This window comes from Microbacterium sp. ACRRU, assembly GCF_022346945.1.
Lineage (GTDB): Bacteria > Actinomycetota > Actinomycetes > Actinomycetales > Microbacteriaceae > Microbacterium > Microbacterium mcarthurae.
Window position 1 is genome coordinate 43,125 of record NZ_JAKRNI010000015.1, and the last position, 24,736, is coordinate 67,860.

The window sequence follows — 24,736 nt, forward strand, 5'->3', positions numbered from 1 at the left end:
GTGCTCCCACAGCGACGTGGGGCGAGCGATCGCTCGCGTATCCCACCAGGGTACCGGACCCGAATCCCGGTGCCCGCCACGAATGAATTTCCCCGCAACAAGGAGCACCCCTATGGATTGGCGCGACAAAGCAGCCTGCCTGACCGTCGACCCCGAACTGTTCTTCCCCGTCGGCAACACCGGTCCGGCGGTCGACCAGATCGAGAAGGCGAAGTCGGTCTGCGCGCGCTGCACGGTCACCGAGGTCTGCCTGCAGTACGCCCTCGAGTCCGGTCAGGACTCGGGTGTCTGGGGTGGACTGTCGGAAGACGAGCGCCGCGCTCTCAAGCGCCGCGCCGCGCGCGCCCGCCGCGCCTCCTGACCGCGGAATCACCCGCACGGAACCCACCCCTCGGGGTGGGTTTCGTCATTGCGGTCGCCGTCAGGCGTTCGAGCGGTCGATGTAGCGCAGCGGAATCTCGATGGTCACCTCGGTGCCATTGCCCATCACCGTGTGCCAGTCGATGGTGCCGCCGAGTTCCCCCTGGATGAGGGTCCGCACGATCTGCGTGCCGAGCCCCCGGCCGACCTGCCCCTCGGGCAGCCCCACCCCGGTATCGCGGACGCGGACCTCGAGGGTCTCGTCGCTGCGTTCCGCCGAGATCTCGACGTCTCCCTCCTGCCCCACCAGACCGTGCTCGACGGCGTTGGTCACCAGCTCGGTCAACGCGAGAGCCAGAGGCGTCGCGTACTCGCTCGGAAGCGTCCCGAAGCGCCCCGTGCTGCGTGTGCGGGCGCGGGTGTTCGGCGCGGCGGCGACCTCGGCGACGAGCTTGAGCACGCGCGCGAACACGTCGTCGAAGTCCACGTTCTGCGCCAGTCCCTCCGACAGGGTGTCGTGGACCACGGCGATCGCGGACACGCGTCGCATCGCCTGGGTCAAGGCATCCCGAGCCTCATCGGAGTGCGTGCGGCGCGCCTGGATCCGGAGAAGGGATGCCACGGTCTGGAGGTTGTTCTTGACGCGGTGGTGGATCTCGCGGATCGTCGCGTCCTTGGTGATGAGCTCCTGCTCCTGGTGGCGGATCTCCGTCACGTCGCGACTCAGGACGATCGCACCGATGCGCGTGCCCCGGTCACGCAGCGGAATCGTCCGCAGCGACACCTGCACCCCGCGCGCCTCGATGTCGGCGCGCCACGGCGCACGACCGGTGACGACCACGGGTAGCGACTCATCGACGTCCTGACGCTTGGCGGGCAGGATGCGCTCGGTGACCTCGGCGAGGGACTCGCCCTCGAGCTCGTCGTCGAACCCCATGCGGTTGAACGCCGAGAGCGCGTTGGGGCTTGCGAACGTCGTGATGCCGTCGACGTCGAGGCGGATGAGGCCGTCGGACGCGCGCGGAGCGCCTCGTCGCGGCGAGGTCGGCGCCTGAAGGTCGGGGAACTCGCCCGAGGCGATCATGCCGAAGAGGTCGTCGGCGCAGTCGTTGAACGTGATCTGCTGGCGCGAGGGCGTGCGGGTCTCCCCGAGATTGGTGTGGCGCGTCAGCACGCCGACCGTCGTCACGGGGTGCCCCTCGCGCGACAGTTCGCGCACGATCGGGACCGCGCGGACGCGCGTGGGTGTCTCTTCGAACCAGTCGGGGGATGCCGAATCGACGATGCGTCCGCTCTGGAAGGCCTCACGCACCTGCGTCCGCCACTGGGGACGCACGCGGTCGCCGACGATGTCGCGGTAGAACAGGGTCGCCGCTCCCCCGGGTCGGGTGTGGGCGACGGCCACGAACGAGTCGTCGGGGGTGGGCACCCAGATCACGATGTCGGCGAAGGCCAGGTCGGCCAGCAGCTGACCGTCGCCGGCGAGCCGGTGCAGCCACTCGACGTCGGCCGCGCTGGAGCGGCCCTGGGCGTAGACGAGTTCGCTGAGTGTCGACACCCTCTCACCCTAAGCCGCCCACGACGCCCTCTCGGGACCGTCGCCGCGAGCGGGTGAAGATCGCGGGTGAATCGGTCGCATAGGCAACTCGGGGGACATAATGATCGCGTGCTCGACGCGCAGTCACCCCGCGACCGGTTCGCGGACGTCGAATCCGTCGCCCGAATGCTGGGGATCGACGGTGCGGGCGTGCGGGCACTTCTCGCTGAGGGGCACATCCGCGGTGTGCGGATCGCGAGCGATCACGCGTGGCGGGTCGATCTCGTCAGCGTCGAGGACTACCTCGACGATCAGGCGGAAAACGAGCGACGTGTCGCCCTCTGGCAGCAGTCGCAGACGGCGAGCTTCCCCGAGCTGTGGGGTCGCGGGAACGTCCGTCATCCCGACTGATCCCGCTCGGGTTTCACCCGCCGCGCGACGACTGCCCTCACCCGGGGCGTGCTCACGTCGGCGCCCCGCGTCGTCCTACCGTCGTGTCACAGTCCCACCGGCACCACGAGACACGGAAGTCCCCCCATGTCCGCTTTCCTCTCCCGCAGGTCGGAGCACGCCTCCGCCGCCGCCCGATCCGACGCCTTCTTCGCCCCGCAGCGCACTCCGTCGGAGCGGCTCCCCTCCGCCGAGGTGTTTACGCGCAACGTGGTCCGCGGCGTCCTCGAAGTGTTCGCCGGCGTGCGGGAGGCGGAACAGCTGGCGCGCTGGACCACCGAGGAGGTCTATCGCGCCGTCGTGGTCCGCGCGGGTCTGGCGGCCCGGGCACGCAGTGCGCGACGGATGCCGGCGCCCCGCGACGTACACGAGATCCGGTCCGTACACCTCTTCTCGCCCGTCGACGGCGTCATCGAGGCGACGGTGATCGCCTCGGCACGCACCCGGACGCGGGCGATCGCGCTCCGTATCGAGGGCCTCGACGGGCGGTGGCGGGTGACCGCGCTCGCGCTGCTGTGACGACGTTACGGACGCCAGGACGCCAGGAAGTTGCCCAGCCGCTCGATGGCGTCCGAGATCACCCGGGCCTCGGGGAGCGTCACGATGCGCACGTGGTCGGTGGCCGGCCAGTTGAACCCCGATCCCTGCACGAGGAGCACGTGCTCGGCGACGAGGAAGTCGCGCACGAACGCGGCATCGTCGGGGATCTCGTACACCTCGGGGTCGAAGCGCGGGAACGCGTAGAGGGCACCCCGCGGCAGCACGCACGAGACGCCCGGGATCGCCTCGAGCCCCTGCCACGCGGCATCCCGCTGCTCGTGCAGACGGCCGGTCGGCGCGATCAGCGCGTCGATCGACTGCACCCCCGACAGCGCCGCCTGAACGGCGAACTGGGCCGGGACATTCGGGCACAGACGCGTGGATGCCAACAGGTTGATGCCCTGCAAGAACCCTTCGGCGTGTTCCTTCGGGCCGGTGATCACGAGCCATCCCGACCGGTAGCCCGCGACACGGTACGTCTTCGACAGGCCGTTGAAGGTCAGCACGAGCAGGTCGGGAGCCACGGTGGCCATGGGGATGTGCACCGCGTCGTCGAACACGATCCGGTCGTAGATCTCGTCGGCGAGCACGAGCAGCGAGTGCTCCCGTGCGATCGCCGCGATGCCCTCGAGCACCTCGCGGGAGTACACCGCCCCCGTCGGGTTGTTGGGGTTGATGACGACGATCGCCTTGGTCCGGGGCGTGATCTTGGACCGGATGTCCTCCAGGTCGGGCTGCCACTCGCGCGCCTCGTCGCACAGATAGTGCACGGGCGTGCCACCACCCAGGCTCGTCATGGCCGTCCACAACGGATAGTCGGGTGCGGGGATCAGCACCTCGTCGCCCTCGTCGAGCAGGGCCTGCATGGTCATCGTGATCAGCTCGGAGACGCCGTTTCCGAGGTAGACGTGATCGGGGTCGACGTGCGGGAACCCCGGCTCCTGTTCATAGCGTGAGACGACCGCGCGCCGGGCCGACAGGATGCCGCGGCTGTCGCTGTAGCCGTGTGCGTGCGGCACCGACGCGATCATGTCGCGCACGATCTGGTGCGGCGCCTCGAACCCGAAGATCGCCGGGTTGCCGGTGTTGAGCTTCAGGATCGAGTGCCCCTCGGCCTCGAGCCGATCGGCCTCGACGAGGGCCTCCCCGCGGATCTCGTAGAGGACGTCCTTCAACTTCGACGACTGATCGAGGGGGCGCAACGGGCTCATCGCCTCAGGATATCTGCGCGTCGAACCGGCCAATCGACCACGCGTGGCCTTACCGGACGCACGGATGCCGTGCCCCGCGCGGCGGCGGGAGCACGGCATCCATGGGGCGAAGCTACTTCTTCTTGCCTGCGGCGCGACGATCGGCGCGGTTGTTCGCGACGGGCTCGGCGACCTCGGTCCGCTGGCCGAACGCGCCCCGCGGACCGGTCGGCGCCGTCTGCGCGGCGGGCGCCGCGGCGTCGCCGGCCTGACGCAGACGGTTCGTCGCCGCCTGCTGCACCTGACCGCGCTCGTTGCGAACCTCGACCTCGCCGGCGTCGTTCGCGGCGGAGTACTCCAGACGCTGCGACTCCACGGCGGCGGGCGCAAGACCCTTCGCCTCGACGTGGGCACCGTCTTCGCCCTCGCCCTTGCGCACCTCGACCTCGAGGTTGTACAAGAAGCCGGCCGACTCTTCCTTGATCTGCCCCATCATCGACTGGAACATCTGGTACCCCTCGCGCTGGTACTCGATGAGCGGGTCGCGCTGGGCCATGGCCCGCAGGCCGATGCCGTCCTTGAGGTAGTCCATCTCGTACAGGTGCTCGCGCCAGCGACGGTCGAGCACCTGCAGGACGACGCGGCGCTCGAGCTCGCGCAACGCCGGGGCGCCGAGCGTCTGCTCGCGGTTCTCATACGCGATCCGCGCGTCCGAGATGATCTCGCGCTTGAGCCCCTCGGGGGTGATGCGTCCCTTGTTGCCGCCGGCCTCGGCCACGACCTCGTCGATGGTGACGCTCACGGGGTAGAGGGTCTTCAGCTCGGTCCACAGCGCGTCGAAGTCCCACGACTCGGTGTGCCCGTTGCCGGTGTGGTCGTCGATGATCGCCGTGATGGCATCCTCGATGAAGTGCTGCACCCGGTCGGCGATGTCGTCGCCCTGGAGCATGTGGCGACGGTCGGCGTAGATGGCCTCGCGCTGCCGGTTGAGGACGTCGTCGTACTTCAGGACGTTCTTGCGCATCTCGGCGTTGCGGGCTTCGACCTGGGACTGCGCGCTCTTGATGGCGCGGGACACGAGGCCGGACTCGATCGCGACGTCGTCGGGGAAGTTGGTGCGCGCGAGGATCGCCTCAGCGGCACCCGACTGGAACAGGCGCATGAGGTCGTCGGTGAGCGACAGGTAGAAGCGGCTCTCCCCGGGGTCGCCCTGACGGCCCGAGCGTCCGCGCAGCTGGTTGTCGATGCGGCGCGACTCGTGACGCTCGGTGCCGAGCACGTACAGACCGCCGGCTTCGGTGACCTTCGCGGCCTCCTCGGCGACGGTGTCGCGCATGGCCTGGTACACGGAGTCCCACTCCGCCTCGTACGCTTCGGGCGTCTCGACGGGGTCGAGGCCCTTCGCCTTCATCTCGGACACGGCCAGGAACTCGGCGTTGCCGCCGAGCATGATGTCGGTACCGCGACCGGCCATGTTGGTGGCGACCGTGACGGCACCCAGGCGCCCGGCACGGGCGACGATCTCGGCCTCGCGGGCGTGGTTCTTGGCGTTGAGCACCTCGTGACGGATGCCCTTCTTCGACAGCAGCCGCGAGAGGTACTCGCTCTTCTCGACGCTCGTGGTGCCGACGAGGACCGGCTGGCCCTTCTCGTGCCGCTCGGCGATGTCTTCCACCACCTGCGCGAACTTGGCCGTCTCGTTCTTGTAGACGAGGTCGGGCTGGTCCTTGCGGATCATCGGCTTGTTCGTCGGGATGGGCACCACGCCGAGCTTGTACGTCGACATGAACTCGGCCGCCTCGGTCTCGGCGGTACCCGTCATGCCCGAGAGCTTGTCGTACAGGCGGAAGTAGTTCTGGAGGGTGACGGTGGCGAGCGTCTGGTTCTCGGCCTTGACCGGCACACCCTCTTTGGCCTCGATGGCCTGGTGGATGCCTTCGTTGTAGCGGCGCCCCACGAGGATGCGGCCGGTGTGCTCGTCGACGATCATGACCTCGTCGTTCATCACGACGTAGTCGGTGTCGCGCTTGAACAGCGCGATGGCCTTGATCGAGTTGTTGAGGAACGAGATGAGCGGGGTGTTGGCCGACTCGTACAGGTTGTCGATGCCGAGGTAGTCCTCGACCTTCTCGATACCGGGCTCGAGCACACCGATCGTGCGCTTCTTCTCGTCGACCTCGTAGTCGACACCGGGCTCGAGCGTGCGCGCGAGCTTCGCGAACTCGGTGAACCAGCGGTTGGCCTCGCCGGAGGCGGGACCCGAGATGATCAGCGGAGTACGGGCCTCGTCGATGAGGATCGAGTCGACCTCGTCGACGATGGCGAAGAAGTGACCGCGCTGCACGAGGTCTTCCTTGCGCCACGCCATGTTGTCGCGCAGGTAGTCGAAGCCGAACTCGTTGTTGGTGCCGTAGCTGATGTCGGCGGCGTACTGCTCGCGGCGCACTTCGGGCGTCTGCCCGGACACGATGGTTCCCGTGGTCATGCCGAGGGCGCGGTACACGCGACCCATGAGCTCGGACTGGTAGCTCGCGAGGAAGTCGTTGACCGTGACGACGTGGACGCCCTTGCCCGCGATCGCGTTGAGGTAGGCCGGCAGAGCCGCGGTCAGCGTCTTGCCCTCACCGGTCTTCATCTCGGCGATGTTGCCGAGGTGCAGAGCCGCGCCACCCATGATCTGCACGTCGTAAGGCCGCTGACCGAGCGTGCGCTTGGCGGCCTCGCGCACCGCGGCGAAGGCCTCGGGCATGAGCTGGTCGAGCGTTTCGCCGGCTTCATACCGGGCTCGCAGTTCGACGGTCTCGTTACGCAGCTCTTCGTCGGTGAGCTGCTCGTAGTCCTCTTCGAGGGCACCGGTCGCCTTGACGACTCCCTGCAATCGTCGGAGGATGCGCCCCTCTCCGGCGCGCAGCAGTTTCTCGAGCGGATTGGCCACGAAGCATCTCCATCTGTCGGGTGCGGCGCCCCCCTGGACGCCGGCCTGCGCACAGGCATACAGGCCCATGTTATCCGTGTTACCCGTTCGTGACCTGCGAGTCCGCAGCCATTCGCCTTCACCCCTCGCGCCTGAAGCGAACACCCGGCCCGCGTACGGGCGCCCGGCCTAGGATCGAGCCATGGCCGGTTTCTGGGGAAAGAGGAAGCGCGAAGAGCAGGATGCCGCGGATGCCGATCTGGCGCGCCGCGCGGAGCTCGCCATCGTCGCCGCCGACGAACGGGTTCGCCTCACCTCCGACGAGCTCGATTTCGCCCGCGCGGAGCTCGGCGACAAGGCCACGGAAGACCTGGCCGCTGCGCTGGCGTCGGTGAAGGTGCATCTGGCGGAGGCGTTCCAGCTCCACCAGCTGAACCACGACGAGATCCCCGACACCAAGGAGGAGCTGCGCACGCGGAACGCTCGCATCATCCAGCTGTCGGAGTGGGCCGAAGACCTTCTCGAGGAGCGCACTCTCGTGCTCCAGCCCAAGATCGACGCCGTCCGACGCGCCCCCGAGACGCTCGCCCGCGTGCGGGCCGACCGCGACCGGCTGGCCGAACGTGTGCCGCATGCCCGGGAGGTCGTCGAGCGCCTCGCGCAGCGCTACAGCCCGTCGGCCCTCCAGCAGGTTGCGGGCAACCCCGAGGAGATCCAACAGCTTCTCGACTTCGCCGTGCACACCGCGGGCGTGTCCGAGCGGCGTCGCGAGGCGGGCCAGCGCGAGCAGGCGTCGGTCGCCCTCGAGGCATCCACCGAGGCCGTGCGGCGGGCGGAGTCGCTCCTGGATGCCGTCGACACCTTCGAGATCGAGGCCCTCCGCGCCGAGTCGACCCTCGCCGCGGTGATCGACGACTCCCGCAACGATCTCGCTGAGGCCCGGCGCGGACCGCAGACGCCCGCCGTCCTTCAGGCCATGACCGCACTGGAACGCGAACTCGCCGCGCTTCCCGCCGCGGGCTCGCGAAGCGATCCGTTCAGCGCTCTCTCCTCGCTCCGTCAAGCCAACGGCGACCTCGACCTCGCGCGCGAGCGCGCCGCACGCCCGGTTCCGTCGCAAGAGCAGGTCGACCACGCGATCGACGATGCGGACCGCCAGCTCGCGGTCGCGCGCGGCCTCATCACGGGCCATCGCGGGTGGATCGGAGCGGACGCGCGCACGCGTTTCGTCGAAGCCGAGAGGCTCCGGGCGGGCCTCCCCCTCGGACCCGTGGCGGAAGACCAGCGCGAGACGACGCTCGCCACGGCGCGGCGCGCCGGAGCCCTGGCATCCGAGTCCCTCCAGCTGGCTCAGCGAGACATCGAGCAGTCCCGTCCCGACGATTGGGGCGGCAACGGCTATGGACGCGGCGGCTACGGTCGCGGCGGCGGCATGGGCGGCGGCAACATGGTCGGCGGCATGCTGGGCGGTCTGGTCATCGGCTCGCTGCTCGGCGACATCTTCGACGGCTGACCGGTCGCACGAACACCAGCGGGGCCCCGTCGATTCGACGGGGCCCCGCTGTCGTCAGGGTCGGTCAAGAGGCGACGCGGGCCTCCGGCGGCGCCTGCGTTCCCAGAGCGATGACGCCGTAGTCCCACCCTTTGCGGCGGTACACCACACTCGGGTGGTCGGAACGGGCGTCGATGAAGAGGAAGAAGTCGTGGCCGACCAGCTCCATCCGATCGACCGCGTCCTCGACCGTCATCCACTCGGCATCGAACTGCTTCTGTCGGATGACGACGGGCGAGTAGTCCTCGTCGGACTCGGCTTCTGCGACGACGGGGACCTCGCCGGTGGCGACCGCCCGCAGCACGTCGACGGAGGCGGGCTGCACGTCGATGCCGGAGAGTTCGCCCGTGCCCTTCTCGAACTTCGCTCCCCGCGGGTGGTTGCGCGCATCGACGCGCTTCTGCTTCGCGCGACGGATCTGCTCCGAGATCTTGTCGACGGCCAGATCGAGGGCGGCGAACTTGTCGGTGTCGGTCGCCTCGGCGCGAACGACAGGCCCCTTCCCATCGAGGGTGAGCTCGACGGTGTCGTCCTCCATCCGACCGTTGCGGTAGGCGCGGTGCGTGACCTTGACCTCGAGCGTGGTCGCGCGGGGCGCGAGGTGCTCGATCCGGCTGACCTTCTCTTCGACCACCGTGCGGAATCGATCGGTGATACCGACTCCCACGCCGACGATGCTGGTGTCCATCCGTGACCTCCTTGTTCCGGGTTCCGCCCGGTCTAAGGGCGGAACAGCCGTCGCCTTAAGTCATCCCCACGCTAGTAGGACGGCACCCGCCTGTCACGTGCCAATCCCCCCTGATTCACGTGGATGTTCACTGTGTCGCGGCGTGTGCGCGAGCGTGACCGCCATCACCCGGTCCGCGCCCGCGTCGTGAAGGGCGCTCGCCGCCGCGCGCAGCGTGGCCCCGGTCGTGAGGACGTCGTCCACGACGACCACGGGGCCTTTCGGCGGATTCCGCGCCGCGAACACCCCCGTCATGTTGCTCTGCCTGCGGGCCCGGTCGAGCCCGCGCTGATCGGCGGCCGTTCTCTGCACGCGCAACAGCGGGATCGGGTGCGCGCCGGCACGCCGGGCGAGGAGGTCGACGGGGCGATAGCCGCGCCGGCGATCCGCGGACCGCGAGGCGGGCACGGTCGTCACCGTGGCCCCCGGCGGAATCACGGCGAGCGCGTGAGCGAGGGCAGGGGCGAGCACGCGGACGAGTCCCGTGCGCCCCTCGCCCTTGAACGAGCGGATGATGCGCGCCACCGGTCCCTCGAACGGGAGGGCGCTGACCACCTCGACACCCGGGGCGACGAGACCGTGGTGCAGGGACGGCCTGACCGCGGCGCGACACGCGTCGCATACGTCGACGTCGAGGGCTCCGCAGCCCGCGCACGCGACGGGGAACCAGAACGTCAGAGCCTCGGCCAGGGCCGCGCGCGCCGCGGGCCACAAGGGCTCCGGAATGAGGCCGTGCATGACGGCAGGATGCCGCTTCGTCGGTCGACGGCGTGTCCTCGGCCCCGCGTTCCGGGGACACGCGAGCGCCTCCCGTCGCTGGGGAGAGCGGGTCAGGACGTGGTGCCCTGCTGCACCGCCAGCACGCGGATGTCGGTGGCGACGAGCGTCCACGAGCTCCCCCGCCGGCTGTACAGGCGACCGTCGTCGTCGAGGATGCGCACGCTCGCGCTGCCGCCCGCGATGGCCCGGGCGTTCTCCGGTACCGAGCCCACGGTGCCCCGGCCGCCGACGCCGAGCTCGTCCAGGCTCGTCGCACCGTCGACGGTGGTGAGGACGCCCACCGTGGTGTCGTCGAGCCAGGCCAGGTCGAACGCCCCCGTCTCCGCGAACGACAGCACGTGCGGCGGTCCGAGATTGACCGCCGCGCCCTCACGAATGATGCCCGCCAGCCACACTTCCCGCACTCCCGCGACCGTCACGATCGCGGCGATGCGCGTGCCGTCGCGGGAGATCTGGAAGGACACCACCTCCGAGGCATCCGGCCAGGCGTTCCCGACGTCGCGGGGCACCCCCTCCGCGGAGAATGCGCGCACCTGCGACGGCGCGTTGCGCGGGACGCTCCAGATCTCGCCCTCGGAGTCGATCGACGGCGGGAGGAGTCCCGGGCGGTCATCGAGGAGGAAGGTGCCGCCGTCGGCGAGCGCGCTGGCGACGGCGCCCCGCTCGGTCAGAACGGCGGCGAGGCTTCGGTCGGCCTCGAGCTCGATGTGCGTGGGGGCCAGCGACTGGACCGCGTCCGAAAGGGAGGGGATCGTCTCGAGCTCCTCACCGCTGAGGACCCCGAAGCGTCCATCGGCCGTGAGGACGGCCGGCGACGGGTCGATGCGGGTGATGCGGACCGGGAGCTCGCTCGCGGCGACGGGCGTGCCGTCGACCGTCATCTGCACGTCGCTGATGCCCGCCGTGGCGAGACTCCGCGCGAGCTGCGTCTGCATGCGATCGAGGGTCGTGCGATCGAGGCTGAGCGCCGCACGCGGAAGCTGGACCTGCGCGACACCGCCCGACGACAGCGTGACCGAACGCCCCACGAGCGACAGCTCATCGGGGAACGCGTTGCGCACGGCATCCGCCAGCCACGCGCTCGGGGCGCCGTCGACGAGTGCCGTGGTCACCCGGCTGGCCACCAGCGGCCGCGGGAACCACCGGACGTCGGGCACGATGAAGCTCCAGGTGGGGTCGAAGTACGCCACGGATGCCGTCTGGTAGACGGTGGGGAAAACCTCCTCGTACAGCACGACTCCGTCGGGGGCGGACGTGATGCGCCACTGGTCGTCGACGCGGGCCAGGGCGAAGGACAGCGTCTCGGTCGCTCCGGTCACCGCGGGAGAGTAGGCGCCGTCGGCATCCACCCCCGCCACGGTGGACAGCTGCACGCTGACCGCCGATCCGTCCGGCACGGGGGTCGCGCGGCGGTCCGCGAGACGGTCGATCGTGACCCGCGCTCGGGGATCCCACGGGGTGCCCGGCGCGAGGAAGAGCTTGGCGGTGGCCCAATCGTCGGCCGGCCCGGATCCGGCACGAAGGAACCCCTCGACGATCTCGGTCGGTGTGGCACCTTCTTGCGGGCCGTCCGGGACGAACGCGAAGTCCTGCGCGTCGTCTCCCTGCGGTCCCCGCCCGGGATTGACGTACCCGGTCGTGGGCAGACCCGTGCACGCGGTGAGGACGAGCACGAGCAGCAGCCCCACAGCGGCCAGAGCGCGCTTCACGATGTCGTCCTCCCGGTTCGTCCGAGCGAGATGGGCTGTGTGAGCCCGAGAGCTTCGAGCGCGCCGCCCTGCTCGTCCTCGGGGACGAGGGGCAATGGCGAACCCTGCAGGGGACGGCCGTCCCGCGGCAGCGTGAGCAAGAAGTTGGAGCCGCGTCCGAGCTCGGACCAGACCGACAGCGTTCCCCCGTGCAGTCGCGCGTCGCCCAGGGCGATCGACAGCCCGAGTCCCGTCCCCCCGATCGTGCGCACCCGTGAGGGGTCAGCACGCCAGAACCGGTCGAAGACGCGCTCGACGTCCTCGGACCGCATGCCCAGACCGAAGTCGCGCACGCTGAGGGCCACGGCATCCCGGTCGCTGTCCACCGACACGACGATCGGGCGGCCCTCGCCGTGCTCGATGGCGTTGCCGAGGAGGTTCCGGACGATGCGGCGCACGCGCCGGGCATCCATGTCGATGGGCGTGTACCCGCCGGGCGCGACCAGTCGCACGTCGCTGCCGTGCTGCAGCGCGAGCTGTTCCATCGAGGCGATGACGTCCTCGGCGAGGTGCGCCATGCTCGTGGGCTCGAGCTCGAGCTGCACCGAACCGGCGTCGTACCGGCTGATCTCCAGGAGGTCGGTCAGCAGCACCTCGAACCGCTCCACCTGGGCATGCAGCAACTCGGCGGCGCGGGCCGTCGTCGGCTCGAACTCGTCGCGCTGGTCGTTGATCATGTCGGCGGCGAGCCGGATGGTCGTCAGGGGCGTGCGCAGCTCGTGCGACACGTCCGACACGAACCGCTGCTGCACCAGTGACAGATCGGCGAGCTCCTTGATCTGGGACTCGATGCTGTCGGCCATGGCGTTGAAGGAGCGGTTCAGTGTCGCCAGCTCGTCCTCGCCGCGCACCGGCAGCCGCACTCCCAGGTCACCGGAGGCGAGTTTGGCGCTGGTTTCGGCGGCATCCGCGATCGGCGTCGTCACCGAACGCAGGACGACCCACGCGATCGCCCCGATCAGCACCACCAGGACCAGGCCGACGACCCACAGCAGCACCTGCACGAACGCAAGCGTCTGCGACGCGCTCGCGAGGTCGTAGCCCATGTAGAGCTCGTAGTAGTCGACCCCGTCCTCGGCGGGGAACCGCAACTGATGACCGACCAGGATGCCGGGCACCACGCGGCCGTCTTCGGAGGGGAGCGCCACCGACTGCCACCACTGCAGCTCGGCGTTGGACTGCACCTGCGTGCGCAGCGCCTCGGTGACGATGCCGGAATCGAACGCGGGCGAGATGAAGGGTTGCGGTGCCAGCGGCGACGGCGGGCCGATGCGGTACAGCGCGATGAGGTCGCTCGAGGATTGCTGCGACAGGCGTGTGGCGATGCCGTTCATCAGCGTCTGCGCCGCCGCAGGGTCGGTCGAGTCCACCGCTGCGTCCAGCGTCGCCTGGGCCGCGGACGTCGCCCGCTGCGCTTCCAGGAGCACCTGGTCTTTGCGCGAGGTGAAGAGCTCGTTCTGGATCACCAGGGCCATCGCCACGCAGGTCACGAGGATCGTCGCGGCCGTCAGCGCGACCGTGATCACGATCGTGCGGAACCGCAACGAACGGCGCCACAGCGTGGTGACGCGGTCGCGGACGCGACGCCAGTCGGTCGACCGCACCCGTCGGACCGGGGGCGTTCTCACCGCGCCGGTCATGCGGGCCTCACGCCACTGCGCCGGCGCGATATCCCACGCCGCGGACGGTGGTCACGATCCGCGGGTTGTCGGGGTCCGCCTCGATCTTGGCCCGCAGGCGCTGCACGTGCACGTTCACCAGACGGGTGTCGGCCTTGTAGTGGTACCCCCACACCTGCTCGAGCAGCATCTCGCGCGAGAAGACCTGCTGCGGTTTCTCGGCGAGCGCGACCAGCAGCTCGAACTCCAGCGGCGTCAGCGCGATCGGGGTGTCTCCGCGACGAACCTCGTGCGCGGCGACGTCGACGACGAGGTCGCCGATGCGCAACGTCTCGTCGACTGTGGTCTGTGCCGGACGCAGGCGCGTGCGGATGCGCGCGACGAGCTCCTTCGGGTTGAACGGCTTGACGATGTAGTCGTCGGCTCCCGACTCCAGCCCCTTGACCACATCCGCGGTGTCGGTGCGTGCGGTCAGCATGATGATCGGGATGCCGGACTCCGCCCGCACGCGCGTGCAGATCTCGATGCCGTCGACTCCCGGCAGCATGAGGTCGAGGAGGATGAGGTCGGGTCGCTCGGTGCGCCAGGCGTCGACCGCCTGCGCACCGTCGGCACAGAACACGGTCTCGAATCCCTCGGTGCGCAGCACGATGCCGATCATCTCGGCCAGCGCGGTGTCATCGTCGACAACCAGGATCCGTGAAGTCATCGGGTGTACGTCTTCCGTCTCGGACCCGTCCGGGAACGGGCAGTGCGCCGCGGGTGGGGGCGCATCACCCCGAGCGTAGTCGACGAGGCTGCGAGCGTGGCGAGCGCGCCCGGGGTGTGTGACACGATGAAGGACACAGCCGACCGCCGAGGAGGCGTCATCGTGACCGCGTATCCCGCCTGGACGCCGGCCTCGCGCGCCGGAATCGTGCCGCTGCACCCCTACGGGTTCGGCACCATCCTCGGCCGTTCGTTCGTCGCCCTGCGGCACAACCCCCGCGTCCTGCTCGGCTTCGCGTTGATCGTGCAGACCCTGGCGTATCTGATCGTGAGCGCCGCGCTGGCCGGTGTCGCGATCGCCAGCTTCGCGCGGCTGGACACCCTCGTCGAGGGCACCGACGAGTTCGACGCCGTCATGACCGGCTCCATCGCCCTCACGGCTGTCGCCGCCCTCGTCCTGGGCGCACTGGCGGGGACCCTGAGCGTCCTCGTCCAGGGCGTGGTCGTCGCCGAGGTCGCCTCGGCCGTCGTCGCCGAGAAGCCCACGCTGCGCGACGCGTGGCGCCGGGTGCGGCCGGTGTTCCTCCGGCTCATCGGCTACGCGCTGCTGACCCTTCTCGCCGCGACGGTGGTGCTGGCCGTGCTCGGCGGGATCGCCGTGCTCCTCGGTCTCGTGCTGCTTCCGCTCGGAATCCTGACGGGTGTGCTGTTCGCCCTCGGGCTCATCCCGCTGTACCTGTGGCTCGCGACGAAGCTCTTCCTCGTCCCCTCGGCGATGATCCTCGAGGGCATCGGCATCCGTCGGGCCATCGTGCGGTCCTGGGTGCTGACCCGCCGTCGCTTCTGGCCCACGCTCGGGGTCATCGTCATCATCTCGCTCGCGTTCGGCGCGATCGGGCAGGTGATCTCCCTGCCTCTGGGTCTGCTGTCCGGCGGGATCTCGACGATCGTGTCCCCGACCGGCGCCGACGACACCGGCGCCCTGATCGCGTTCATCGTCGTGCAGCTCATCGGGCAGGTCGGCATCCTGCTCGTCCAGTGCGTCGCCGTCGTCGTGCAGGCGACCTCCGCCGTGCTGGTGTACGTGGACGCCCGCATGCGCGTGGAGGGACTCGACCACGATCTCGCGGTCTACGTCGAGGCGCGCGACGCGGGAGCGTCCGACCTCCCCGACCCGTACCGGGTGGGTGCCGGTCGCGCGGTCGATCCTCGCGCGGCCGCGATGCCGGGCAGCCCCGCGGCCGAGGCCGCTCCCCGCGCGGGGACGTGGGCCGCACCGGCGTGGCCCGCCCCGAGCGTGCCGCCGGTGCCCGCCGCACCGCCCGAGCCCACCGCGTGGACCGCGCCCGGCAGCCCCCCGTCCGCATCGTGAGCAGCGGGCTCTGGTCGAGGCCGACCGTCGTCCCTCTCCTCCCCGGCCCCGACGAGGCGCGGGAGTGGGCGGAACGCGAACTCGCCGACCCCGTCTACCGGGCTGCCGAGCCGACGGCGTTCGATCGTCTGGCCCGCGCGGTCCGGGATGCCATTGAAGCGCTGTTCACGGCCCCCGTCTCGGGCGACTGGGGCCCGTGGGCCTTCGTCGTCCTGGCCGTCCTGGTGGTCGCCGCCATCGTCACCGGCGTGCTGATCTGGGGTCGCCCCCGTCCGATCACGCGGGAGCGGCCGCCCGCCCTGGCTCTGTTCGACCACGACGACGCGCGCTCCGCCGACCAGTTGCGCGCCGATGCCGAAGCGGCAGCCGAGCGACGCGAGTGGGACGACGCCGTGGTCCTGCGGTTCCGCGCGTTCGCCCGCGGACTCATCGAACGCGGCATCGTGGATCCGCCGCCCGGCGCCACGGCGCGCGCCTTCTCCCGATCCGTCGGCGAGACCCTTCCCGCTCTCGCCGCGCCCGCCGCCGACGGCGCCGGCGCCTTCGACGACGTGCGCTACCTCGGGCGCGCGGGGACCGCCGAGACCTACGCGCTGGTCACCCGTCTCGACGAGGCAGCCATGGCGAGCCGCATGGCCGCCACCGACACGCGGGCAGGCAACCGATGAGCGCCGACACGCTCGCTCCGGCGCCGGTGCGCCGGCGCAGTCGCGCTGCCGTGGGCTGGATCGTCCTCGTCGCGGCCCTCGTGGTCATCGGACTGTTCGGGACGACGATCGTGTACGGCGGGTGGACGCAGCGCGACGCGTTCGACCCCGAATCCCCCGCGCCCGACGGCACCCGCGCCCTCGTGCGCGTGCTCGAGGCGCAGGGCGTGACGGTGACGGTCGCGCGCGATCTCGCCGCCGCCGAGCGGGCGCTCACCGCATCCCCCGGAACCCTCGTGATGCGGGACGCCCCCGAGCTGTCCGACGACGCGCTGCGCAGCCTCACCGCCCGCGCCCGCGACGTCGTGCTGGTCGAACCGCGCTCGCGCAGCCTGGACGTCCTGCTCGGCGGCTCCGCGCTGGCCGGCGTGGTGGACGAGCGCACCGTCGATCCGGCGTGCGACGTCGCGGCAGCGGAGGCGGCGGGTCCCGCCCGCGTCGGAGAGTTGTATCTGCCGGGCGACGGCGTCACGGGGTGCTACCCCGCCGATGACGGATTCGGCGTCCTCGTCGCCGGCGGAGACGGTTCCTCCGTCGCCGCCGTCGACGGTGTGACCGTGCTCACCAACCGCGCGCTCCCGCGCGACGGCAACGCCGCACTCGCTGTGGGTCTGCTCGGGCGATCATCCTCCCTCGTCTGGTACGTCCCGTCCCCCGAGGACGCCGACACCGGCGCCGCCGCGCCGACCATCGGCGACCTCACGCCTCCGTGGGTGTCGCCCGCCCTGGTGCTGCTGCTGATCGCGGGGCTTGCCGCTGCCCTCTGGCAGGGGCGCCGATTCGGACCGCTCGTCGTGGAACGCCTCCCCGTCACCGTGCGCGCGAGCGAGACCACCGAGGGCCGGGCACGTCTGTACGCGGCCTCGGGCGACGCCGCGCACGCCCTGGCGGAGCTGCGGCACGCGACCCGACGACGCCTGGCGGGGCTCCTCGGGCTCTCGCCCCGCGTCCCCGCCGAGCAGCTCGCGGATGCCGTCGCGGAGCGCGTGAGCGCCGAACGCGCGGTGGTGCGCGGCATCCTGATCGACGACCTCCCCCGCACGGACCGCGACCTCGTCGCGGCGAGCGATCGCCTCCGCGATCTCGAGACCAGCGTGCGCGCGACCCTCCGAACGGAAAGGACCCCCCGATGACCGACAGTCCTCTCGGCTCCCCCGACCCCGGCGATCCGCCCGCTGACGCCCCCGGTGCTGCACCGCACTCCGCGAACGGGGGCGACGCCGATCTGCGCCAGGCGATGCACCGGGTGCGCACCGAGGTCGGCAAGGCCGTCGTCGGTCAAGACGGCACGGTGACCGGGCTGCTCATCGCCCTTCTCGCCCGCGGCCACGTGCTGCTCGAGGGCGTTCCGGGCGTCGCCAAGACCCTCCTCGTCCGATCGTTCAGCCAAGCGCTGGGCCTGGACACCCGGCGCGTGCAGTTCACTCCCGACCTCATGCCGGGCGACGTCACGGGCTCGCTCGTCTACGACGCCCGCTCCGGAGAGTTCGAGTTCCGCGCCGGACCGGTCTTCACGCACGTGCTGCTGGCGGACGAGATCAACCGGACGCCCCCGAAGACGCAGGCGGCACTGCTGGAGGCGATGGAGGAGCGCCAGGTCTCGTCCGACGGGCTGAGCCGACCGCTTCCCGATCCGTTCCTGGTGGCGGCGACGCAGAACCCCGTCGAGCACGAGGGCACGTACACCCTCCCCGAGGCTCAGCTCGACCGGTTCCTGCTCAAGCTCGTCGTCGACCTGCCGGGCCGGGACGCCGAGGTCGACGTGCTGCGCCGGCACGCCGGAGGGTTCGACCCGCGACGCCTCCGCGAGGCGGGACTGGATGCCGTCGTCACGCCGACCGAGATTCTCGCGGCGCAGCGCGCGGCGGCCTCCGTCGTGGTCGCGGACGACGTCCTGGGATACGTGGTGGACCTCGCGCGCGCCACACGGCAGAGCCCCTCCGTCCTGCTCGGCGTGAGCCCGCGCGGGTCGACGGGCCTACTCGCGGCGGCGAAGGCCTGGGCGTGGCTCGGCGGATACCCCGCGATCACCCCGGACCACGTCCAGACGATGCTCGTCCCGGTATGGCGGCACCGCATCCGTCTGCGCCCGGAAGCCGAGATCGAGGGCGTCACGGTCGACTCCGTGCTCACCTCGGTTCTGCAGCAGACCCGCGTCCCGCTCTGATGTACGTCACGGGCCGGCTGGCCTTGCTCGTTGCGCTCGGTGTCGTCCCGGTCGTGCTGCTCTCGACCGCGGGGGCGTCCGCGTGGGCAGTCATGGCGGGATGGGCCGTGCTGTGCGCCCTCCTCGCCGCGGCCGACGCGCTCCTGGCGGCCGACCCGCGCGCACTCGAGATCACCCGCACGCTCCCCGAGCGAGCCCTGCGCGATCAGCCGGTCGCGGGTGAGCTGCGCGTACGCAACGGCGGCCGCCGCACGCTCCGCGCCCGGGTGCGCGACGCGTGGCAGCCGACCGCGGGAGCGTCCCCCGAGCGCCTCGGGGTCATCGTGCCGCCCGGCGAGCGCCGCGGCGCCGCTCTGACGCTGCTGCCCCGCCGGAGGGGCGAACTGCGCAGCGAGTTCGTCGTCGTGCGCTCCGAGGGGCCGCTGCGATTGGCCGGACGGCAAGCCACGCTCCCCGTCCCCGCCCGGCTGCGCGTACTTCCCCCCTTCACCGCACGACGGCACCTGCCCTCGCGGCTCGCGCGCCTACGCGAACTCGACGGCAACACGACGCTCCAGATTCGCGGTGCCGGCACCGAGTTCGACAGTCTGCGCGAGTACGTCCGCGGCGACGACGTGCGCTCGATCGACTGGCGAGCGACCGCGCGCGCGGGCACGACAATGCTGCGCACGTGGCGACCCGAGCGCGACCGGCACGTCGTGATCGTGATCGACACCGGTCGCACCGCCGCCGCCCGGGTCGGCGACGGCGCTCGCCTCGACGCCGCGATGGAGTCCGCGCTCCTGCTCGCGGCGCTCGCCGCCCGCGCCGGAGACCACGTTCATCTGCTGATGTTCGACCGCGTCACCCGCGCCCGCGTCACCCGCGTCGACGGGGCACAGCTGCTGCCGGCACTCGTCGACGCGATGGCCCCCGTCGAACCGCAGCTCATCGACACCGACTGGGATGCCGCGTTCGCGCAGGTGCGCGGCCTGACGCAGCGCCCCGCACTGGTCGTGCTCCTCACCGCGGCCGACGATCCGGAGGCCGCCCGGGCCTTCCTCGCGTCCCTGCCCGCGGTGGCGGCGCGCTCACGACTGCTGGTCGCCACCGCGACCGACGGGCCCGGCGAGGCTCCCGCCCGCGACGACGCCACCGCGGTCTACGCGGCGGCGGCGATCGAGCGAGCGCGCTCGGATGCCGATCGCGTGCGCGGAGCCATCGTCCGCGCCGGCGGCGACGCGGTGACCGCCTCGGCCGACGACCTCCCGCCCGTCGTGGCCGACCGCTACCTCGCGCTCAAGGCCGCCGGCCGCCTCTGACGCCCCGTCCCGGCATCCGGCGGTCTAGCACACCTCCCCTATGCACCCGGTCGCATACGACGCGGCTTATTCTGGGGGATACCCTCCAGCCGCCGATGTGTCCCTTTGCGCGCGGCTGAGCCGTCTACGCACAGGATGCGGGAGCTCTCTTGCCAGGAAACGCCACCACCCGCTTCGACGACGTGGCCCTCGTGTCGGTGGCGAGCGTGCTGCCCAGCCGCGTGACCACCAGCGACGACATCGAGGAGCGGCTGGCCCCCGCGCTGTCGCGTCTGCGTCTGAAGCCCGGACTCCTGCGCCGCGTGGCCGGTGTCGTCGAACGACGCAACTGGGCCGAGGGCGAGTCCTCCGACGAGGCGACGATCGCCGCCGGCAAGCAGGCCCTCGCCGAAGCGGGTGTCGACCCGAGCGAGGTCGGGCTCATCATCAACACCTCCGTCACGCGCAAGCACCTCGAGCCGTCCGTGGCGGTGCGCCTCCATCACGGCCTGGGCCTGCCCAGCTCGGCGATCAACTTCGACGTCGCCAACGCGTGCCTCGGCTTCATCAACGGCATGAGCCTCGCTGCCGGCATGATCCAGTCCGGGCAGGTGCGCTACGCGCTGATCGTCAACGGCGAGGATGCCGATGAGATCCAGGTGAACACGATCAACCGACTCGTGCGCGAAGACCTCGACCGTGATGCGTTCATGCAGGAGTTCGCCTCCCTCACGCTGGGGTCGGGAGCCGCCGCCGCGGTGCTGGGTCGCGCGAGCGACCATCCCGAGGGGCATCGCATCGTCGGCGGGGTCACCCGCGCGGCCACGCAGTTCTACGACCTGTGCGACTGCAGCGTCGAATGCAAGATAACCTACGCAATTTAGCTCGTCTAGGGCGGCCTCGACCTCGTCGTCTCGGCGTGGAAGGAAGCCAAGGGAGAGTTCTCCTGGACCGGCATGGACCGGTACATCACCCACCAGGTGTCGTCGGTGCACACCTCGGCGATCGTCCGCGCCGCGAAGCTGGATCGCGGCCGCGTGCCGGTCACCTACCCGCACCTGGGCAACGTCGGCCCCGCCTCCATTCCGATCACCCTGGTCGACGAGCAGAAGACCCTGCGCCGCGGCGACCGTGTCCTGCTGATGGGAGTGGGCTCCGGGCTGAACACCGGGATGCTGGAGCTGGCCTGGTGAGCGTCACCGGTCTGTCCGCGACGCTGCCTCCCGCCGGGCTTCCCGGCCTCGACCCGTCGCTGTCGCGCCTCGTCGACGTCGACGGAACGGGCATGGATGCCGGCCGGAGACGCACGTGGCACGTGCTCGACACCGGGCCGGCCCTCGCCGAGCGGGGCATCACGCCGGCCGGCACGATCGTCGCCGTGCACGGCAACCCGACATGGTCGTATCTCTGGCGCGCGCTGGTCGGCGCCTCGGTCGCGCGTGCGGAGTCCGACGGTGCCGCGTGGCGCGTCGTCGCCGTCGACCAGCTCGAGATGGGCTTCTCCGAGCGCACCGAGGTGCGACGGACGCTCGCGCAGCGGATCGCCGATCTCGCCGGTCTCGTCGACGCACTCGGCATCCGCACGCCCATCGTGACGATCGGGCACGACTGGGGCGGCCCGGTCTCGCTCGGCTGGGCGGTGCAGCACCGCGAGCGCCTGGCCGCGGTGATCGCCCTCAACACCGCCGTGCACCATGCCGAGGGGGCGCCGCTGCCTTTCGCGTTGCGTGTGGCCACGGCCCGGGGCATGCTCGCCGCCGGGACCACGGGCACGACCGCGTTCCTCGACACCACGCTCGCCCTCGCCGATCTCGACCCCGCGGTGCGTGCGGCCTTCCGGGCGCCGTACGCGACGGCCGGACGGCGGCGCGGGATCGGCGGATTCGTCGCGGACATCCCCGCCACGGCCGCCGACGAGAGCACGCCGGCGCTGCGGAGCATGGCCGAGGGCCTGCGCACCCTCGACGTTCCGGCGCTGCTGCTGCGCGGGCCAAAAGACCCCGTGTTCGGCGAGGAACACCTCGACGATCTCGTCGCACGCCTCCCCCACGCCGACGTGCACCGCTTCGAGGGCGCGGGTCATCTCGTGGCCGAGGAACGCCCCTACGCCGACGCGGTCCTGGACTGGCTGGCCGAGAACGTCGTCGCGGGTGCCGCTCCCGCAGGCTCCGCCGCCGACGACGCCCCTGACGGACCTGCCCCGGCTCCCCTGTGGGAGGCGCTGTCGGCCCGTCGCGACGATGACGACGTGGCCGTGATCGACATGGCCACGCGCGTCGACGGCGCCCCGCTGCGCGTCAGCTGGCGACAGCTCGCCACCCGCGTCGAGGAGATCGCCGCCGGTCTCGACACCCTGGGCGTCCGCGCCGGCGACCGGGTGTCGCTGCTCGTCCCTCCCGGTCCCACCCTCACGGCCGTGCTCTACGCGTGTCTGCGCATCGGCGCGATCGTCGTCGTGGCCGACCGGGGGCTCGGCATCCGGGGACTGTCCCGCGCGGTGCGCGGCGCTGTGCCCGACGTGGTGATCGGCGAGGTCGCCGGCCTCGCGGCCGCACGGACCCTGGGCTGGCCGGGACGCCGCATCTCGGCGGCGTCGCTCCCCGCCGCGACCGGGCGCGCCCTCGGCGTCGAGGCGAGTCTTGCCGAGGTGGCCCGCGCCGGCCGCGGCCGCGCCCTCCCCGCCCCACCGCCCGTCGACGCCGACGCCGCCGTGCTCTTCACCTCGGGCTCCACGGGTCCGGCCAAGGGCGTGGTGTACACGCACCGGCAGCTCTCGTCGCTTCGCGACGCTCTCGCCGCGCACTTCGCGGTGGGCCCCGACACGGGACTCGTCACCGGGTTCGCGCCGTTCGCGCTTCTGGGCCCCGCGCTCGGTACCCGGTCGGCGACCCCCGACATGGACGTGTCGGCTCCGCGTACCCTCACGGCCGCGGCGGTCGCTGCGGCCGTGCGCGCGTCCGACGCGCGCATCGTCTTCCTCTCCCCCGCGGCGGTCCGCAACGTCGTGGCCACCGCGGGCGCCCTCACGGCCGCCGACCGGACGGCCCTCGAGGGCGTGCGCACGTTCCTGTCGACCGGCGCCCCGGTGGGGACGCCGCTCCTGCGCCGAGCGCAGGAACTCATGCCGAACGCCACCGCCCACACCCCGTACGGCATGACCGAGTGCCTGCTCGTCGCCGACGTCACCCTCCCCGGGATCCAGGATGCCGCGGCATCCGACGATCGTGGCGTGTGCGTCGGCACCCCGATCGGGCAGGGCGGCGTGCGCATCTCGGCGCTGGACTCCGAGGGCCGGGCCACGGGTGCCCCCACGACACAGGCCGGGATCACCGGTGAGGTCGTGATCAGCGCACCGCACCTCAAGCGCGGGTACTTCCGGCTCTTCCTCACCGACCGCGAGGCCCGCCGCGACCTCGACGCCTTCGAGGGACGCTGGCACCGCACGGGAGATGTCGGCCACCTCGACGCGGACGGACGCCTGTGGATCGAGGGACGTCTCCCGCACGTCATCACGACGGCCGACGGTCCGGTCACCCCCGTCGGCGTCGAGCAGGATCTCGAGGCCGTACCCGGTGTGGTCCGCGCCGCAGCCGTCGGCGTCGGCCCGGTCGGACGCCAGGTCGTCGTGGCCGTGGTCGAACGCGAGCCCGGCGTGCGGCGCGCGGCGGTGGCATCCCCCGGGCTGACGGAGGTCGCGCGCGCCGCGACCGCACAGACGCTCGCGGCGGTGCTCGTCGTCCCGGCCCTGCCCACCGACATCCGCCACAACTCCAAGATCGACCGGTCGCGGCTGGCCGCCTGGGCCGAGCGCATGCTCGCCGGCGAAAGGCCGACGGCACCGTGAAGGTTCTCGCGACCGGAGCATCCGGGTTCCTGGGGCGCGCGGTCGTGCGTGCGCTGCAGCAGGCGGGGCACGACGTGCGAACGCTGCAGCGACGTCCGTCCGGCGTCGCCGGAGCCGAGGATCACCTTGGTTCGGTGACGGACCCGGATGCCACGGCCGCGGCGGTCGAAGGGGTCGACGCCGTCGTGCACATGGCGGCGAAGGTCTCACTCGCGGGAGACCCGGCGGAGTTCCACGCCGTCAACGTCGAAGGCACGCGCACGCTCCTGGACGCGGCGACCGCCGCGGGCGTGACCCGCATCGTGCACGTCTCGTCTCCCTCGGTCGCCCACGCCGGGCACGCGCTGCAGGGAGTGGGCGCCGAGCCCGCCGACCCCGCCGGAGCGCGCGGCGAGTACGCCCGCGCCAAGGCCGAAGCGGAGCTGATCGCCCTCGGTCGCGCGGGTGACGCGGCATCCCTCGTGGTCATTCGCCCCCACCTGGTGTGGGGGCCCGGTGACACGCAGCTCATCGCGCGCGTGCTCGACCGTGCGCGTCGCGGGCGCCTGCCCCTCCTCAACGGCGGGACGGCGCTCATCGACTCCACCTACGTCGACAACGCCGCGAGCGGCATCGCCGCGGCCCTCGCGCGCGTCGACGACGTCAGCGGACGCGCCTACGTCCTGACCAACGGTGAGCCCCGGCCCGTCGGCGATCTGCTGGCCGGGATCTGCCGCGCCTCGGGCGTGCGCCCGCCCCGGTTCAGTGTGCCCGCGCGTGTCGCCGTGGCCGCGGGCGCGCTCGTCGAGCGCGTCTGGGCCGTCCGGCCCGGCCAGGACGAACCGCCCATGACGCGCTTCCTCGCCGAGCAGCTCTCCACCGCGCACTGGTTCGATCAGACCGAGATCCGCCGCGACCTGCGCTGGACCCCCGCCGTCTCGATCGACGAGGGCCTGCGCCGCCTCGCCCGCGCCTAGTCCTCGGCATCCGCCCACCCCGCCCGCGCGGGGCGGGCTCTCCCCGTGCGCTGGGGCTCGCACGGCCGGCCCCCGCCGCGCGGCCGGCACTGCCCCGTGCGGCCTGCACAACTCCGGCGAAACCGCACCACCCCGGCATCCACCACCTCAACACCGGCCATCCCGCAGGAGATATGCACCCGCGCCGACCCGGCCCGCGCCGACCCGGCCCGCACCGCTCCGGCAACCGGCACAACTCCGGCGAAACCGCACCAGGCCGGCACAACTCCTGCAAAACCGCACCAC

Annotated in this window: 19 protein-coding genes and 1 pseudogene; 12 read left to right on the plus strand and 8 right to left on the minus strand. The window is 71.6% G+C overall.

Going from position 1 to position 24,736, the window contains the following annotated elements; all coding sequences use genetic code 11:
* The first annotated feature begins 112 nt into the window (after nt 1-112).
* The gene (locus MHY30_RS09085; protein WP_013583608.1) at nt 113-361 is read left to right on the plus strand and encodes a WhiB family transcriptional regulator; all 249 of its coding nucleotides are present in this window, start codon (nt 113-115) and stop codon (nt 359-361) included.
* Nucleotides 362-421: 60 nt separating this feature from the next.
* Here MHY30_RS09085 and MHY30_RS09090 read toward each other — a convergent pair whose 3' ends face one another.
* On the minus strand, nt 422-1,918 hold the full coding sequence (locus MHY30_RS09090; protein WP_239276565.1) for a sensor histidine kinase: 1,497 nt from the start codon (nt 1,916-1,918) through the stop codon (nt 422-424).
* 108 nt (nt 1,919-2,026) lie between these two features.
* Here MHY30_RS09090 and MHY30_RS09095 point away from each other — a divergent pair, with 108 nt between their 5' ends.
* Entirely contained in the window at nt 2,027-2,308 is a 282-nt protein-coding gene (locus MHY30_RS09095; RefSeq protein ID WP_239276566.1) for a helix-turn-helix domain-containing protein, read from the plus strand.
* Between the two features lie 126 nt (nt 2,309-2,434).
* On the plus strand, nt 2,435-2,866 hold the full coding sequence (locus MHY30_RS09100) for an Rv3235 family protein (RefSeq protein ID WP_239276567.1): 432 nt from the start codon (nt 2,435-2,437) through the stop codon (nt 2,864-2,866).
* Nucleotides 2,867-2,871: 5 nt separating this feature from the next.
* On the opposite strand, the gene MHY30_RS09105 is transcribed toward MHY30_RS09100, so the two are convergent.
* Complete coding sequence (locus tag MHY30_RS09105; protein WP_275438260.1) at nt 2,872-4,098, minus strand: pyridoxal phosphate-dependent aminotransferase; 1,227 nt, start codon at nt 4,096-4,098, stop codon at nt 2,872-2,874.
* Between the two features lie 112 nt (nt 4,099-4,210).
* Complete coding sequence (gene secA, locus MHY30_RS09110) at nt 4,211-7,012, minus strand: preprotein translocase subunit SecA (protein WP_239276568.1); 2,802 nt, start codon at nt 7,010-7,012, stop codon at nt 4,211-4,213.
* Nucleotides 7,013-7,193: 181 nt separating this feature from the next.
* Between secA and MHY30_RS09115 the strand changes: the two genes are divergently transcribed.
* Nucleotides 7,194-8,504 carry a hypothetical protein gene (locus MHY30_RS09115; protein ID WP_239276569.1) on the plus strand — a complete coding sequence of 437 codons (1,311 nt, stop codon included), beginning with the start codon at nt 7,194-7,196 and terminating at the stop codon, nt 8,502-8,504.
* A 64-nt stretch (nt 8,505-8,568) separates the two neighbouring features.
* On the opposite strand, the gene hpf is transcribed toward MHY30_RS09115, so the two are convergent.
* The 5 genes from hpf to mtrA all read right to left on the minus strand — a co-directional run bounded on the left by hpf (nt 8,569) and on the right by mtrA (nt 14,126).
* Entirely contained in the window at nt 8,569-9,231 is a 663-nt protein-coding gene (gene hpf / locus MHY30_RS09120) for a ribosome hibernation-promoting factor, HPF/YfiA family (RefSeq protein ID WP_239276570.1), read from the minus strand.
* 93 nt (nt 9,232-9,324) lie between these two features.
* Nucleotides 9,325-10,008, minus strand: a complete 684-nt coding sequence (locus tag MHY30_RS09125; RefSeq protein WP_239276571.1) for a ComF family protein — start codon at nt 10,006-10,008, stop codon at nt 9,325-9,327.
* Between the two features lie 92 nt (nt 10,009-10,100).
* Complete coding sequence (locus MHY30_RS09130; protein ID WP_239276572.1) at nt 10,101-11,759, minus strand: LpqB family beta-propeller domain-containing protein; 1,659 nt, start codon at nt 11,757-11,759, stop codon at nt 10,101-10,103.
* The gene (gene mtrB, locus MHY30_RS09135) at nt 11,756-13,438 is read right to left on the minus strand and encodes an MtrAB system histidine kinase MtrB (protein ID WP_239276573.1); all 1,683 of its coding nucleotides are present in this window, start codon (nt 13,436-13,438) and stop codon (nt 11,756-11,758) included. The genes MHY30_RS09130 and mtrB overlap by 4 nt, the downstream gene beginning before the upstream one ends.
* Nucleotides 13,439-13,445: 7 nt before the next feature.
* On the minus strand, nt 13,446-14,126 hold the full coding sequence (mtrA, locus tag MHY30_RS09140; RefSeq protein WP_239276574.1) for an MtrAB system response regulator MtrA: 681 nt from the start codon (nt 14,124-14,126) through the stop codon (nt 13,446-13,448).
* Nucleotides 14,127-14,288: 162 nt separating this feature from the next.
* On the opposite strand from mtrA, the gene MHY30_RS09145 reads away from it, so the two are divergent.
* The 8 genes and pseudogenes from MHY30_RS09145 to MHY30_RS09180 all read left to right on the plus strand — a co-directional run bounded on the left by MHY30_RS09145 (nt 14,289) and on the right by MHY30_RS09180 (nt 24,451).
* The gene (locus MHY30_RS09145) at nt 14,289-15,497 is read left to right on the plus strand and encodes a glycerophosphoryl diester phosphodiesterase membrane domain-containing protein (RefSeq protein WP_239276575.1); all 1,209 of its coding nucleotides are present in this window, start codon (nt 14,289-14,291) and stop codon (nt 15,495-15,497) included.
* Nucleotides 15,494-16,165: a DUF4129 domain-containing protein gene (locus MHY30_RS09150; protein WP_239276576.1), complete on the plus strand. Its 672-nt coding sequence runs from the start codon at nt 15,494-15,496 to the stop codon at nt 16,163-16,165. The genes MHY30_RS09145 and MHY30_RS09150 overlap by 4 nt, the downstream gene beginning before the upstream one ends.
* Nucleotides 16,162-17,337 carry a DUF4350 domain-containing protein gene (locus MHY30_RS09155; protein ID WP_239276577.1) on the plus strand — a complete coding sequence of 392 codons (1,176 nt, stop codon included), beginning with the start codon at nt 16,162-16,164 and terminating at the stop codon, nt 17,335-17,337. Before MHY30_RS09150 ends, MHY30_RS09155 begins: the two co-directional genes overlap by 4 nt.
* Nucleotides 17,334-18,371 carry an AAA family ATPase gene (locus tag MHY30_RS09160; RefSeq protein WP_374204599.1) on the plus strand — a complete coding sequence of 346 codons (1,038 nt, stop codon included), beginning with the start codon at nt 17,334-17,336 and terminating at the stop codon, nt 18,369-18,371. The genes MHY30_RS09155 and MHY30_RS09160 overlap by 4 nt, the downstream gene beginning before the upstream one ends.
* Nucleotides 18,371-19,672, plus strand: coding sequence for a DUF58 domain-containing protein (locus tag MHY30_RS09165; protein ID WP_239276578.1), 1,302 nt, complete (start codon nt 18,371-18,373; stop codon nt 19,670-19,672). Before MHY30_RS09160 ends, MHY30_RS09165 begins: the two co-directional genes overlap by 1 nt.
* Nucleotides 19,673-19,821: 149 nt before the next feature.
* Nucleotides 19,822-20,844, plus strand: a pseudogene (locus MHY30_RS09170) (3-oxoacyl-ACP synthase III).
* A complete protein-coding gene (locus MHY30_RS09175) occupies nt 20,841-23,495 on the plus strand; it encodes an alpha/beta fold hydrolase (RefSeq protein ID WP_239276579.1) in 2,655 nt (884 codons plus the stop codon). Before MHY30_RS09170 ends, MHY30_RS09175 begins: the two are co-directional and overlap by 4 nt.
* Nucleotides 23,492-24,451 (plus strand): NAD(P)-dependent oxidoreductase, encoded by a 960-nt coding sequence (locus MHY30_RS09180; RefSeq protein ID WP_239276580.1) that lies wholly within the window; start codon nt 23,492-23,494, stop codon nt 24,449-24,451. Before MHY30_RS09175 ends, MHY30_RS09180 begins: the two co-directional genes overlap by 4 nt.
* Nucleotides 24,452-24,736: the final 285 nt, after the last annotated feature.